This window comes from Campylobacter concisus (assembly GCF_003048535.1).
In the GTDB taxonomy this organism is placed as follows: Bacteria; Campylobacterota; Campylobacteria; order Campylobacterales; family Campylobacteraceae; genus Campylobacter_A; species Campylobacter_A concisus_S.
This window is the reverse complement of the sequence record NZ_PIRQ01000004.1, coordinates 119752-133962: the sequence shown is the minus strand read 5'-3', so window position 1 is coordinate 133962 and position 14211 is coordinate 119752. Positions and strand designations below refer to the sequence as shown.

The 14211-nt window shown below is 37.2% G+C and carries 14 protein-coding genes; 3 read left to right on the top strand and 11 right to left on the bottom strand.

Annotated features, from left to right (window positions below; translation table 11 throughout):
* Nucleotides 1-76 precede the first annotated feature (76 nt).
* From CVS93_RS05235 to dcd, 11 genes are all read right to left on the bottom strand, one after another.
* The gene (locus CVS93_RS05235) at nt 77-847 is read right to left on the bottom strand and encodes an oxidoreductase (RefSeq protein WP_107686845.1); all 771 of its coding nucleotides are present in this window, start codon (nt 845-847) and stop codon (nt 77-79) included.
* Entirely contained in the window at nt 834-1541 is a 708-nt protein-coding gene (locus CVS93_RS05230) for a cytidylyltransferase domain-containing protein (protein ID WP_107686844.1), read from the bottom strand. The genes CVS93_RS05235 and CVS93_RS05230 overlap by 14 nt, the downstream gene beginning before the upstream one ends.
* Complete coding sequence (locus CVS93_RS05225) at nt 1534-2436, bottom strand: Gfo/Idh/MocA family protein (RefSeq protein ID WP_107686843.1); 903 nt, start codon at nt 2434-2436, stop codon at nt 1534-1536. Before CVS93_RS05225 ends, CVS93_RS05230 begins: the two co-directional genes overlap by 8 nt.
* Before the next feature lie 13 nt (nt 2437-2449).
* A complete protein-coding gene (locus tag CVS93_RS05220; protein ID WP_107686842.1) occupies nt 2450-3496 on the bottom strand; it encodes a nucleotidyltransferase family protein in 1047 nt (348 codons plus the stop codon).
* Nucleotides 3493-4653 (bottom strand): UDP-N-acetylglucosamine 2-epimerase, encoded by a 1161-nt coding sequence (gene neuC, locus CVS93_RS05215; protein ID WP_107686841.1) that lies wholly within the window; start codon nt 4651-4653, stop codon nt 3493-3495. The genes CVS93_RS05220 and neuC overlap by 4 nt, the downstream gene beginning before the upstream one ends.
* A complete protein-coding gene (gene neuB / locus CVS93_RS05210; RefSeq protein ID WP_107686840.1) occupies nt 4650-5651 on the bottom strand; it encodes an N-acetylneuraminate synthase in 1002 nt (333 codons plus the stop codon). The genes neuC and neuB overlap by 4 nt, the downstream gene beginning before the upstream one ends.
* Before the next feature lie 24 nt (nt 5652-5675).
* Complete coding sequence (locus CVS93_RS05205; RefSeq protein WP_107686839.1) at nt 5676-6287, bottom strand: NeuD/PglB/VioB family sugar acetyltransferase; 612 nt, start codon at nt 6285-6287, stop codon at nt 5676-5678.
* Nucleotides 6288-6289: 2 nt separating this feature from the next.
* A complete protein-coding gene (locus tag CVS93_RS05200) occupies nt 6290-7441 on the bottom strand; it encodes a LegC family aminotransferase (RefSeq protein ID WP_107686838.1) in 1152 nt (383 codons plus the stop codon).
* A complete protein-coding gene (locus CVS93_RS05195) occupies nt 7428-8615 on the bottom strand; it encodes a UDP-N-acetylglucosamine 4,6-dehydratase (protein ID WP_107686837.1) in 1188 nt (395 codons plus the stop codon). Before CVS93_RS05195 ends, CVS93_RS05200 begins: the two co-directional genes overlap by 14 nt.
* Nucleotides 8616-8617: 2 nt before the next feature.
* Nucleotides 8618-10579 carry a 6-hydroxymethylpterin diphosphokinase MptE-like protein gene (locus CVS93_RS05190; RefSeq protein ID WP_107686836.1) on the bottom strand — a complete coding sequence of 654 codons (1962 nt, stop codon included), beginning with the start codon at nt 10577-10579 and terminating at the stop codon, nt 8618-8620.
* Nucleotides 10580-10775: 196 nt separating this feature from the next.
* Nucleotides 10776-11336, bottom strand: a complete 561-nt coding sequence (gene dcd / locus CVS93_RS05185) for a dCTP deaminase (protein ID WP_107686835.1) — start codon at nt 11334-11336, stop codon at nt 10776-10778.
* 118 nt (nt 11337-11454) lie between these two features.
* On the opposite strand from dcd, the gene CVS93_RS05180 reads away from it, so the two are divergent.
* The 3 genes from CVS93_RS05180 to CVS93_RS05170 all read left to right on the top strand — a co-directional run bounded on the left by CVS93_RS05180 (nt 11455) and on the right by CVS93_RS05170 (nt 14187).
* A complete protein-coding gene (locus tag CVS93_RS05180) occupies nt 11455-12300 on the top strand; it encodes a DUF3737 family protein (protein ID WP_107686834.1) in 846 nt (281 codons plus the stop codon).
* A gap of 109 nt (nt 12301-12409) precedes the next feature.
* Nucleotides 12410-12856 (top strand): acetyl-CoA carboxylase biotin carboxyl carrier protein, encoded by a 447-nt coding sequence (gene accB / locus CVS93_RS05175; protein ID WP_107686833.1) that lies wholly within the window; start codon nt 12410-12412, stop codon nt 12854-12856.
* The gene (locus CVS93_RS05170; RefSeq protein WP_107686832.1) at nt 12856-14187 is read left to right on the top strand and encodes an acetyl-CoA carboxylase biotin carboxylase subunit; all 1332 of its coding nucleotides are present in this window, start codon (nt 12856-12858) and stop codon (nt 14185-14187) included. The genes accB and CVS93_RS05170 overlap by 1 nt, the downstream gene beginning before the upstream one ends.
* Nucleotides 14188-14211 lie beyond the last annotated feature (24 nt).

Sequence of the window (14211 nt, the reverse complement as noted above, 5' to 3'; positions counted from 1 at the left end):
ACTTTGTATATGAGATTTTAAAATACTCATACTAAATTTGATGCTTAAAGCCTTAGCAATAAACTAAGGCTTTAAATTATAAACTAAATCCATCATCAACTACAATATTTTGCCCATTTACATATTTTGATACATCGCTTAGTAAATAGATCAAAGCACCGCAAATATCATTTGCATTGAGCATTCCCTTCATGCCACATCTTTTTTTATATTGGCTTAAAAATGGCTCAGGCTGCCCATCTAAAATTCCTCCAGGACTTATAGCGTTTACTCGAATATTGTCTTTTTTGAACATCTTTGCCATGTATTTTGTCATGCCAAGAAGGCTATGTTTTACTACTGTATATTCGACAGGAGAGTGCATATTTGTTCCCTCGTAGGTCTCAAAAGCAGGAGCTCCGATACCTTGTATAGATGAGATATTTATGATATTACCGTGACCTTGCTCTAAAAAGTATTTTATAAAATTTTGCGAGATATTAAAGTATCCGCCAAGGTGTAAATTTAAGAAGGCATTGAAATCATTCATATCTATCTCAAAAAATTTCTTACCGTAATTTTTATTTTTTGGATAGGCGTTATTTACCAGTGCATCTATGTGGCCATATTTTGAGTGTAAGAAATTTATGGCTTCATTAACAGAATTTACGTCACTGATGTCAATTTGTAAAACTTCGATTTTCGCATCTTTGTTTGAGGTTTTTATCTCATCTTTTAGTAAATTTGCTCTTTTTGTGTCGACTTCTGCTATTACTCCAACTCCGTTTTGACTAGCGATGGCTCTTATGAAAGCACTTCCTATCCTACCAGCCCCTCCCGTTACTACTATGACTTTATCTGTTAGCATTTTTTTCCTTCATTAAAAACTCTACAAATTTAAAATCCAGTTCACAATCTATATCGATTGATCTGTCTTCACTCATCACATAAAGCCCAGTTTTTGGCAAAAACAATGTATCGTTATTTAGTAAGGCTTCACGTTTCCAGATATAGATAGAAGCGTTCATATCATAAGTCTTTGGTGCATCTTGTCGTCTTACAATGGCTTTTGCTAAAGTTTTTGCAAGCCCCACACGTCCATCAGGATAAATTTCAACCAAGTTAAAGTACGGACTTCTTCTGCTTGGCATTGCAGTTATTAGATTGTCATTTTCATCGCGCAGAAACTGATTGTAAGCGTTTATGATATCGCTCACATCACGAAGTGGAGCTGTTGCATCAAGATCGATCTCATAATCAAATTTTTGTGCGTAATGTTGTTCGCTTTTTAAAAAAGCATCTTTTATCACATCAAGCTTTCCAGCTGTATCGCTGGCCATAGCAGCATCTCTTTTAAAAAAGACTTCTGCGCCGTATTTTACTGCCGTTTCTGCGATCAAATCGCTATCAGTACTAATTACTATATGTTCAAATAAATTTGACTCTCTGGCTTGCTCTATGGTGTAAGCGATAAGGGGTTTTCCACAAAGCTCACGTACATTTTTCCCTTTTACACCCTTACTACCGCCTCTTGCACATATTGTACATAAAACATTACTCATTATTTTGCCTTTGAATTTGATCTATTATGTCCATAGCATCTTGTCCCTCAATAAAGCCACAAACGTATCTTTGTTCACCCAAGACATCTTTATGCATAGCTAAAAACATCTCATTTCTTGCCAAATTTGGCATGTTAAAAATTTGCCTATTGATATCTTGTTTTATGAGAGTACCTTTTATGAAATCAAGCTCATAAGTTGAGCCTTCGCACTCCACTCGCACGTTTCTATGCGTCATGCGGCTCAGATAATCAATACTTATATTGGCTACTACATTATTGTTTGTTTTGCCAAAGATCAAACATAAATCATCACTTGTTATCTGCAAATTTGAAATTTTATCTTGAAAGCTTTTTACGCTCTTAAATTTACCGCATAGCCACATGGCATAGTCTAACTCATGACTAAGATCTAGCAAAACCCCACCGCCTTTTTCTTTGCTAGCACTATAACATTTTGTATAGTCCCCATTTCTCCAGCTTGGTAGATACTGTCCACAACTAGCGTTTATGTACAAAATTTTTTCACTCTTCAAAAGCTCTTTTAATTTTTGTAAAAGTGGATGAAATCTAAGCACGTAGCCTATAAAAATTTTGTTGTTTTTTGGTGTAAAATCGTAAAATTTCTCAAACAAAGGCTTTTCACAAAGTATTATTTTATTTTTTACTTTCTCGTCTAGAAATTTTAAATTTTGCAGATGTAAAAATGTGGGAGTTGCTATAACAAAGTAGTCAAACTTGTCTAAATTTGAGACTTCTTCTAAACTTTTGTAACAAGTTTTTCCAACTATATCTTGGCTAGTGACGAGGCAGATCTCATCTATCTGTGGTAAAGCTTCTAATACTTCGCAATGCCTTTTACCAATCGAACCATAGCCTAAGATAAGAGCTTTCATTTAAAATATCCAATCAAAATATTTTTGCATATTCTTCATTTGCTTTTTGATACTCTTCTAAGCGACCTATATCGATCCAGTACTCATGTATAGGAAACGAGATGACGTTTTTTTCTTTGCTTATCGCTTTTTCAAAAAGAGTTGGCATATCATAAAACTCATTTTTTGGTATTAGATCTAAAATTTCCGGCGAGAGCATATATATTCCAGCACTTACGAAAAATTTCTGCACTGGTTTTTCTGAGATATCTACTATCTTGTTGTCGTTCATTTTTACAACGCCATAAGGAACTTCGTAGTCATACTCTCTTACACACATTGTAGCCGTCGCTTTATTTAGCGTGTGGTAGTTAAAAATATGCTCGAAATTTACATTTGTAAGAAGATCACCGTTCATTACAAAAAATGGTTCGTTTGGTCGCTCTTTAAGTAGGCTTAATGCACCTGCCGTACCCATTCTTTTTTGCTCTAAAATGTAGTCGATGTTTACTCCAAATTCTTTGCCGTCACCAAAATAGTCCTTGATGATGTCTGCATTAAAATTTACACACATCGTGATATTTACAAAGCCATACTCTGCAAATTTCTCAACTATCGTTTGAAGTATTGGCTTGTTTCCGACCTTTAACATTGGCTTTGGAGTATCTTGCGTAAGCGGTCTAAGCCTAGTACCAAGGCCTCCTACCATTAAAATGACTTTGTTTGTTTTGCTGACCGGTTTTATAATGTCTTCGATATCTTCTATACCAACTAGCTTTCCAAGTTCATCTATTAGTGGGATTTTATGAAGCTTTTTTGCAAGTGCTATTTTTAGTATTGACTCTTTTGTGTCGCCAACATTTGCAATACTTGGACTCTTGTGCACTATAAGATTTATATTGCTATTTAGATCAAGACCATTTAATAGTCCGCGTCTGATATCTCCATCTGTTACTGTACCTACAAGGCTATCGTTTTCATCCACGACGATAGCTATTTGGAGCCCACCATTATTGATTGTTTGTAGGGCGTCTTTTATGGTTGAATTTACGCTTAGCTTTATATCGTTTACTATTCTCATTTCAAACCTATATCATAAAATTTCTTTTTCAAAATATCATCAAACTCGATCTCTTTTAAAATTTTAACCATTTTTTTACTTGGATTACCGCCATCATATGGATTGGTGGTATCTTTTAAAACTTGCTCAAATTCTTTTGAATATACTTTTTTTATAGCGGCTAAAATTTCTTTTTTAACGGGCCTAACGTCTATCACACTGCTAGCTCTTGCACGTCCTTTTTGGCGATCGCCTATATTTATGGTGGCCTTTTTAAAGCTTGGGACTTCTGAAAGGCCACTCGAGCTATTTCCTAGGACTATATCAACAAATTTTATCGCACTTAGGTATCTTAGCTGCCCAAGTGAAGTAAACGCCACAGCTTTTTGTGGATTTATACTAACATACTCATCTATCATTTTATTTATCACATCACCATCTATGTCACTATTTGCTTTTGTAAAGATAAAATTTGTATCTTTTAGCTTGTCTATTGCTTCTAAAAGCTCGCTGAATTGCTCTTTTACACTACTATTTTCAAGCGTTACTGGATGAAATGTAATTAGTATATTTTTTTTAGTGAGCTTAAAATTTATAGATTTTTCAAACTCATCTTTGTTTAATAAATTTAGCTTTTTTATATTTTCTATGCCAGGGCCGCCGACATTAAAAACTCTACTAGGCTCTTCGCCAAGCTGGATTATGCGGTTTGCATACTCATTTGTGGCTGCAAAATGTATATGGCTCATCTTTGTTATACTGTGCCTAAAAGCCTCGTCAAATGCTCCTTGTGTGGTCTCGCCGCCGTGAATATGTGCTATTGGTATCTGCATGATACTAGCGACACCTGCTACACCAAATATCTCATATCTATCGCCAAGAAGCACTAATATATCAGGCTTAAGCTCAGCTAGTGCCGGAGCAAATTTCTCATAAACTCTTGACATCTCAGCGCAAATATCAAGACTTGTATGCGAGCTACTTAAAATTTCTATCTTTTTATCTATCTTAAATTCTTTTTCTATCTCTTTGTATGTTAGTCCAAACTCAGGGCTTAGGTGCATACCAGTGACAATAAGCTGAAGCTTAAGCTCGCTATCTGCTTTTATCTCTTTTAAGAGCCAGTAAAGCAGGCCATATTCAGCTCTAGTGCTTGTCACTACACAAATTTTTCTCATATCAACTCATCTTGTTTATAGTCTTTTTGTGAAATTTGTCCGATCACCTCATCCCACCTCATAGGATTTATGCCATCTCCTGGGCGTTTTACGCAGATATTTTGCTCGCTAAAAATTTCACCCTTTTTTATATCTCGTTTTGCCACGATAGACTTTCTAGCTATTTTGATATTTTCACTCTCGCTTTTGCTAAAGTGCTTTAGTCCGTCTCCAAGCGCTAGCTCGATATTTCTAATGCCACTAACCATAGTCGCTAGCTCATCTGGCTCAAGGCTAGCCTTGTGATCAGGTCCAGGCAAGCTCTTATCAAGCGTAAAGTGCTTTTCTATGATCTTTGCGCCCATGGCAACCGCTGCGATATCGACCTCGATACCAAGCGTATGATCGCTATATCCGACCTCAAGACCAAAGGCATTTTTAAGAGTTATCATCGCCTTTAAATTTACATCCTCCATTGGCGTTGGATACTGCGTATTTGCATGAAGAAGGCTTATATTTTCACGTTTCGTGCCACTTTTTACAAGTGCTTCTATAGCAGCTTCCACCTCGCCTAAATTTGCCATGCCGGTTGAGAGAATGATCTTTTTATTAAGCCCACCTATTTGCCTAAGATAAGGCAAATTCGTTATCTCGCCACTTGGGATCTTAAATGTGCTAAGCCCCAACTCATCAAGAAGCTTTATGCTGTCGCTATCAAAAGGAGTTGAGAGAAAAGTGATATTTTTTTGTTTGCAGTAGGCTATGAGCTCTTTATGTTTATTCTCATCTAGTTCAAGCTTTTTTATCATCTCAAACTGACTTTCATTTTTATCGGTAGTTTCTTTTTGATAGCTAGCCTTTTGTGCGTTTGTTGAAACAAGATTTTGAGCTTTAAAGGTCTGAAATTTCACTGCATCAGCGCCAGCTTTGGCTGCCACGTCAATCAGTTTTTTAGCTAAATTTATATCGCCATTGTGATTAACCCCGGCCTCGGCTATGATAAAAACCCTATTTGACATCAAATTTCCTTTAAAATTCTAGTTTTACGCCTTTATAAAAGCGTTTTTCTCCAAGCTTCTCGTCACGCTAGTTCCGCCACCTATGATAGAATTTTCACCTATCACGATATACTCTTTGCTGGTTGCATTACTACCAAAGAATGTCTCATCTTGCACGACAACGCCACCATTTACCACACTTGCTGTTGAGATATGGCAGTGATCGCCGATAGTTGCGTCATGCTCCACAAGTGCTTTTGTGTTTATGATACAGTTTTTACCGACACATGCGCCAGCGTTGATCAAGGCATGATGCATCACCACGCTTCCCTCACCTACACATGCATGCTTTGAGATATACGCAAGTGGCGAGACTATGGTTGGAAGTATGAAACCTATTTCTTTTAGCAGTGCAAACAGTCTTTTTCTAGGCTCACTACTTTTTATCTGCCCAACCGTCACCACAGCATTTTTGCATGATTTAAAAACCTCAGCCAGATCATCATCGCTACCTATAATCTCATAGCCAAGCACCTTTTTGCCAATATTTTCTGCCGCATCTATAATACCAATTATATTAAATTTAGCCTCGCTCTCGATGACATCTATCACACTTTTGCAGTGCCCGCCGCCACCTATTAAAACTATATCTTGCACGGCTACACCCTTGCGCTACTTGGGATATTTACTATCCTATCACTTAGAAATTTAGCATTTTTTAGCTCATCTCTTTGGCAGTCTTTAAACATATCAAGCTCGTTCATGAGCTGCCAGATAGGGCGCGTAAAAACGCCATTTTCATTGCTAAATTTCAAAAACTCATCTCGCTTTTCACGGCTTTCAAATAGCACCGCATTTAGCCAAAAATTTGACCTAGCATCCACTGGCTCATCTATAAATTTCACATCATCAAATTTAGAAAAATACTCTTTATAGAGCATAGCAAGCTCGCGTTTGCTCTTTAAAAATAGCTCCAAATTTTCAAGCTGCGCCACAAGCAGAGCTGCATTTAAATTTGGCAAGCGGTAGTTGTAGCCGATCTCGCTGTGACGATACTCAAAGGGATGTGGCACCTTGGCCGTTGTGGTGATAAATTTGGCGTGCTTTGCTATCTTCTCGTCATTTGTGACGATAGCTCCACCGCCTCCGCTTGTGACGATCTTATTGCCATTAAAGCTCATCGCTGCAAGCTTGCCAAAATTCCCTGTATGAGTGCCTTTGTAGTAGCTGCCAAGGCTCTCGGCGCCATCTTCTACCAAAACGATATTCCAACACTTGCAAATTTCAGCTATCTCATCTATCTTGCAAGGCAGTCCAAAAGTGTGCATAGGCACGCAGGCTCGCACTATCCTGCCGCTAGTTTTATTTACGCAGTTGCCCTCTTTTAGCTCGCAGTTTTTCTCCAAAAACGCACTAAGCGACGCTGGCGACATGCCAAGCGTATCAAGATCAACATCCACGAAAACCGGCTTTGCAAAAAGGTAGCTAATGGCGTTGCAAGTGGCTATAAAAGTAACTGGCTGCGTGATCACTTCGTCATTTTGCCCAACACCAGCTATTTTTAGGCAGATGTGAAGCGCTGAGGTGCCATTTGTCGTGGCAACTGCAAATTTAGCACCGACCATTTGAGCTAGCTTGCTCTCAAACTCATCTACAAATTTACCGACACTTGAGACGAAACTAGAGTCGATGCACTCAAGTAGATATTTTTTCTCATTGCCTATAAATTTAGGCTCGTGAAGCGGGACTTTATCCTTGCCAAAGGTGCTTTTTATAAATTTCAAAACCTCGTCAAAATCACATTTTTTCATCGAGATATTTTCCTGTTTCTTTATGCATAAAATTTGGTATGAGCTCGAAAACTTCGCGTAAAACGTCCTCTTTGCTCCATGTCAAGCTTGATTTTAAATTTAAAATATTGTTTTTAAAAATTTCTAGCTTTTTGCTGTCAAAATTTGCATCATTTTTGACGATACCGATATTTTGAAGCCTTTGCATGTCAAGTCTCTCGCTGTCAACGAAAAACTCCTCGTAGTCCTTTTCTCCAGTCGTATCACTAGGCGTAAAAAGGCAAGGGTAAAGTCCATCTTTTGGAAGCACTTTTGCAAGCTTTCTAGCCTCCTCCTCATTTTCACACAAGAATGGCTCGTAGCCTAAATTTTCTAAGTAGCGCTTGGCTATCTCGCTAAATGTTATAAGGTCTAAATTTTCATCTAGTTTTGGAAAAAATATATCTCTGTTTTCTCCAAAAATGGTACTTAAAAGGCAGAGCTCACCGCTCTCTTTTGGTGTTAGGAAGTAGCGCCTGACGTCGTTTGGGGCAACTATAGGCTGAAATTTTTCTATGCGCTTTTGAAATCCAAAAAGAAGTGAGCCGTCGCTAAATGCCACGTTTGCAAATCTAGCCATTGAGACGTCGATATTTAAGGAGTGTCTAAACGCAAACATCTCCATGATGCGCTTGCTAGCTCCCATTAAATTTACAGGATTTGCAGCCTTATCGGTGCTAACGCAGAAATATTTTTTTGACTTCATGTAGAGAGCTTGCGCTAGCGTTTTGTCGGTGTTAAAGATATTTGTTTCGAGCATCCTCATAAGCGTAAATGGATCTTTTTCGCTTCTAACATGCTTTAGTGCTGATAAATTTAATACGTAGTCAAATCCACCACTTTGTGCCAAGAGTGCGTTGAACTCAGCACTTGCAACATCTATAGCAAAAGTTTTAAAGTCGCCATTTATATATCCAAATTCGCTTCTTATGTCACGTACTAGTTCGACAAGGTTGTTTTCAGAGATATCAACGATGTAGAGTTTTTTTGGATCTCTTATAAAAATTTCTTTTGTCACGGCTGAACCGATAGAACCGGCACCACCAATAACCAGAAAGCTCGAACTTGAAACTATCTCTTTTAAATTTTTACCAAGCGCCTTTATGTCATCTTCAAAGAGATTTTTAGTGCGTCCTATTAAGCTTAAGATATCCATTTTTAGTCTTCTTTTGGAAAGATGCCACGTTTTTTAAGCTCTTTTATAAGAGGTTTTGAGGCTTCTTTTGTTGTTTCTATATCCGCATTTATACCGCCAGCTGCTGAAAATAGCCAGTATTTATGAAATTCTATCCACTCAACTAATTTATTAGTTTTTTCTTCGTCTGTATCACTTGGTGCTACTGATACTTTAGCAAGCTCTAGTTCTTGATAATAAGTCGAGATAGCAAAAATATTTTCTATATATCTCATATACTTCTTATGAGATATACAATTTTTAAGTTTATCTATCTTGTTTGATATCCCTACAAGCTGTTTAAAATGCTTTGTATTTATTTCATTCTTATCTCTTAAAAGCATAAAATTATCAATTTTTGGAGTTAGTTCTAAAAATACTTTTTCTATTTTTTCTTTAGCTTGTGTTTGAACTCTTATTTTGTTTTGTATTACTTCATAGGCTTTTAACAAATTTTTGTTAGCTACTTTATCGCTATCTTTTTTGATATTTGGTAAATTTTTAACTTTTTTACCTTTGCAAAGCTCATTCATAACTTCTAAAAAAGGTTTCTCTATAGCACCATTTATTCTAGCTCCACCTTCAGTGCAGTTATATGATTTTATATCTTCTAATTTAGCTTGCTCAATATCATTTTCAAATTGATTTTTAAAGAGCGTCCATACATAAGTTGTTCTTACTTCTCCTTCGCCACCATAGGCAATAGTATATAAATTTTCGTCCGGCTGGGCGATAGTGTGACCTTTGGCATGACTTGCACCATCTTTACCAAAAGCAAGATCTTGACCTATAAAGATAATATTTTTATGTCCTAAGACATACGCTAGCTGGTAGGCCATATTTGCACAGCTGTGTCCGACGCCAAGATATCCATATTTGTTGAGTCTAAACATTTTTTCTTCTTGTTGAGGCCTCATCGTAAGCACTAAACGTCTAGGTAATATATTTTTTACAGTTTGGCTGTGTGTCACTGAAGCCACAATAAAATTTATATCATCATCAAATCCAGGGTACTTTTTTTCAAAAAATGTAGAAGTAGGTATCATTCGTTCAATTGATGTTACATAATCTGGCTTTATGCCATTTCTTGCGAGTATTGGATAGGATGCATCGACACTTATAATGCTTACATAAGGTGCAAATTTTTTAAGTGTTTCTAACTGTTTATCTAGGCTTGGACCTGTTGAAACAATGATCGCTGTATCCATAAGACCGTGTCTTTTTTTAACTAAATTTGTATAGCAGTAGTTAGTAAGCATATGAGGTAGATTCTCGATATGCTGTTTTGTGCCTATTAGAAGATCATCTATGCTATTCCCATGGGAAACGACATTTTGAGAAAAGGCTCTTGTTATATCTTTATTTATTTTGATATAGTCATCTGCAAAATTATCATAATAGTTAGAGTGGATTAATAAGCTATAAGTTTTAGCATATATATCTAAATCGCTATGCGACACGAGATAGTAAAACTGAGCATATGTAGCAAATTCAGAATAAAAAAGAACAATTTGTTCATCTTTAAGCTCATCTGATATATCAATAATATTTAAAACAAGATGTATGATCTCAAGTTCTGGTTCTATGATAACAATTTTTTTATGAGTCTTATTTTTTGCCAAAGCTTTATAAAATATACCAGTTCCTAAGCCATAAAAGAAAAGCCCTGGATATCTTTTATATTTTTTTTCTATATCATCAAGCATTTTACTAATTTCTTCAACCGGATCTTTATATATTGTTTCATTAGATTCTTTATTGATGATATTTATGTGTATTGGATCACTTTTATCTAGAACGATTTCGTATTTAGTTTGTATATTCATACCAAAAAGTCTAGCAGCCAAGACCTCATCTTGTTGAAATAGTGCTTGAAGGTTTTTTTCAAAAATAGGGTTTGTTATCCCACTTAAATTTCTTTCTATTGTCTTTTTTTTATCCGACATGAATATCCTTAAAAAATATGCTAAGTATAGTATTAAAACACTGAAAATTTAAGCAAAAGTTATGCCAAAATTTTAAAATTTATTACAAAAGTTTTATCTTTCTAGTTTCTATTTCGTCAAATTTTAATTAATGTTTAGAGGAAATTGTAAAAGCAGCGTTTAAATTTAGCCTTTGCAAGGTCGCAAAGGCTAAAAATTATTTCAAAATTCTTGGCAGTGTGATACCTTCTTGAGCTTGGTATTTGCCATTTTTATCAGCATAAGTCACCTCGCAAGGTTCATCGCCCTCGATAAATAGCACCTGCGCGATGCCCTCATTTGCGTAGATTTTGGCCGGTAGTGGCGTCGTGTTTGAAATTTCTATCGTGATATGCCCCTTAAATCCCGGCTCAAATGGTGTCACATTTACGATGATGCCGCACCTTGCGTAGGTGCTTTTGCCAAGGCAGATGGCTAGCACGTCATCTGGCATGTTAAAGTACTCGATCGTGCGTGCTAGAGCGAATGAATTCGGCGGTACGATGCAGACATCGCCCTTAAAATCTACTACGTTTTTCTCGTCAAAATTTTTAGGATCGACTACGGTTCCGCCGATGTTTGTAAAAATTTTAAACTCATCACCAACGCGGATATCGTAGCCGTAGCTAGAAACGCCGTAACTAACGACGCCGCGTCCGACCTGCTCCTCAGCAAACGGCACTATCATATTTTTCTCAACCGACATTTTTCTTATCCAAGAGTCTGACTTTAAACCCATTTTTGCTCCTTTTTTGGGCGATTATAACGCTTTGCGTCTTTAAAGTAAATTTAATAAAGCGAATAAATTAGATGAAAATTAGTATAATTTTAACAGCAAAAATTAATAAAGGACAAAAATGCAAGAGAAAAATGCAGAAATTTTTACTGGTGAGCGTGCGATGTTTGGGGCAAAAAGTGTAAATTTTACAAACTGTATCTTTGAAGATGGCGAGTCACCACTAAAGCATAGTTCAAATTTAAAGCTAAATGAGTGCGTTTTTGCCTACAAATACCCACTTTGGTACGCAAGCGATGTCACGCTAAATGGCGGATACTTGGAGCCTCTAGCAAGAGCTGGCATGTGGTACAGCACAAATTTAAGCTTCAAAGACGTGGTCATCAACGCTCCAAAAAGCTTTAGAAAAAGCTCGCAAATTTCGCTAGAAAATGTAAATTTCTCAGATGCTAGTGAAACACTTTGGGGATGCGCGGGCGTTAGGATAAAAAATGTCTTTGCTAGGGGCGATTATTTCGGAGCAAATAGTGAAAATTTAGAGATCGATGGGCTAAATTTAGACGGAAACTACTGCTTTGATTGTTGTAAAAATGTCCATATCACAAACTCAAAGCTCATTTCAAAAGATGCATTTTGGAACTGCGAAAACGTGACCGCACAAAATTGCCTCATCTCAGGCGAATATCTAGCTTGGAACTCAAAAAATGTGACGCTTATAAACTGCACGATAAAGAGCTTGCAAGCGCTTTGCTATGTGGAAAATTTGGTTGTAAAAGATTGCATTTTTATGGATACGAGCCTTGCATTTGAATATTCAAGTATCGATGTAAGCACAAGCGGGGCGATAAAAAGCATAAAAAATCCAAAAAGTGGTATGATAAGGGCAGCAAAGATAATAGATGAGATCATCATCGATGAAAGTTTAGTTGATACTAAAGGTATTAAGATAATTATTACTGAAAAATAACTTAGCAAAAAAGAGTAACTTTGAGTTCCCTTTTTTGCTTCATAAAAAAATTTTTTATCTAATTTTCGCTACAATTAGACGCTTATATAAAAATTTAGGAGAAATTTCTATGAAAAAAGAAGATATAAAAGAGCTTATCGAATTTTTTAATGATATGGAGATGAATCATATCAAAATAAAAAGTGGTGATTTTGAGGTAGAGCTTGAAAAATTTTCAGATTATTGCGCGCCTGCTAAACCAGCAGCACAAGCGCCAGCTCCAGCACCTGTAAATGTAGTCGTTAATTCAGAGGTAAAACCAGCATCAAATACGCCAAAAGATAGCATAAAATCTCCTATGGTAGGCACTTTTTACGCTGCTCCAAGCCCAGGTGCTGCTCCATTTGTAAAAGTAGGTCAAAGAGTGAGAAAAGGCGATGTAGTAGGTATCATCGAGGCAATGAAGATAATGAACGAGATCGAGGCTGAGTTTGACTGCCAGATCACTGAAATGCTAGTCTCTGACGGACAGCCAGTTGAGTTTGGATTGCCGTTATTTGGTGTGGAGAAAAATTAATGGAATTAAAAAGAATTTTAATCGCAAACCGAGGTGAAATCGCTCTTCGTGCTTTGCGAACGATAAAGGAGATGGGTAAAGAAGCCGTTGTAGTCTATTCAACCGCCGATAAAGACGCGCTTTATGTAAAATATGCTGACGTAGCTATTTGCATCGGTAAAGAGCGCTCAAGCGACAGCTACCTAAATATCCCAGCTATCATAAGCGCAGCTGAGATTAGCGAAGCAGATGCTATCTTCCCAGGTTATGGCTTTTTAAGTGAAAATCAAAATTTTGTTGAAATTTGCTCACATCATAAGATCAAATTTATTGGACCAAGTGTTGCTGCGATGGCTTTGATGAGCGATAAAAGTAAGGCAAAGCAGGTCATGCAAAGAGCCGGCGTGCCAGTCATCCCTGGCTCAGACGGCGCTGTGGCTGACACAAAAGCTGCAAAAGAGCTAGCTAAAAAGATCGGCTATCCTGTCATCTTAAAAGCTGCTGCAGGTGGTGGCGGACGCGGTATGCGCGTGGTTGAAAAAGAGGCTGATTTAGAAAAAGCGTTTTGGTCTGCTGAGAGCGAAGCTATGAGCGCATTTGGTGATGGCACAATGTATATGGAAAAATATATCCTAAACCCACGCCACATCGAAGTTCAAGTAATTGGCGATAGCCATGGCAATGTGCTTCATATCGGCGAGCGTGACTGCTCTATGCAGCGTCGCCACCAAAAACTAATCGAAGAGAGTCCAGCTATTCTGCTTGACGAAAAGACAAGAGAGAGACTTCACGAAACAGCCATAAAAGCGGCAAAAGCAATCGGCTACGAGGGAGCTGGTACGTTTGAGTTTTTGGTTGATAAAAATTTGGACTTTTACTTCATCGAGATGAATACAAGACTTCAAGTTGAGCACACAGTTAGCGAAATGGTAAGCGGACTTGATATCATCGAGCTTATGATAAAAGTGGCTGAAGGCGAAGTGCTACCATCACAAGAGAGCATCGAGCTAAAAGGTCATGCGATCGAGTGCAGGATAACAGCTGAAGATCCAAATACATTTACGCCGTGTCCTGGCAAGATCACAAAATATGTCTGTCCAGGTGGCCGCAATGTTAGAATGGATAGTCATATCTATCAAGACTACTCTATACCACCGTATTACGATAGTATGATCGGTAAGCTCGTAGTTTGGGACACTGATAGAAACAGGGCGATCCACAAGATGAAAGTAGCTCTTGATCAGCTCATAATAAATGGCATAAAAACAACAAAAGATTTTCACATCGCTATGATGGAAAACAAAGACTTTTTAAGCAATAACTACGATACAAATTATCTTTCGAGACACTAAATTTTTAAGTCAGGATTTGCAAAA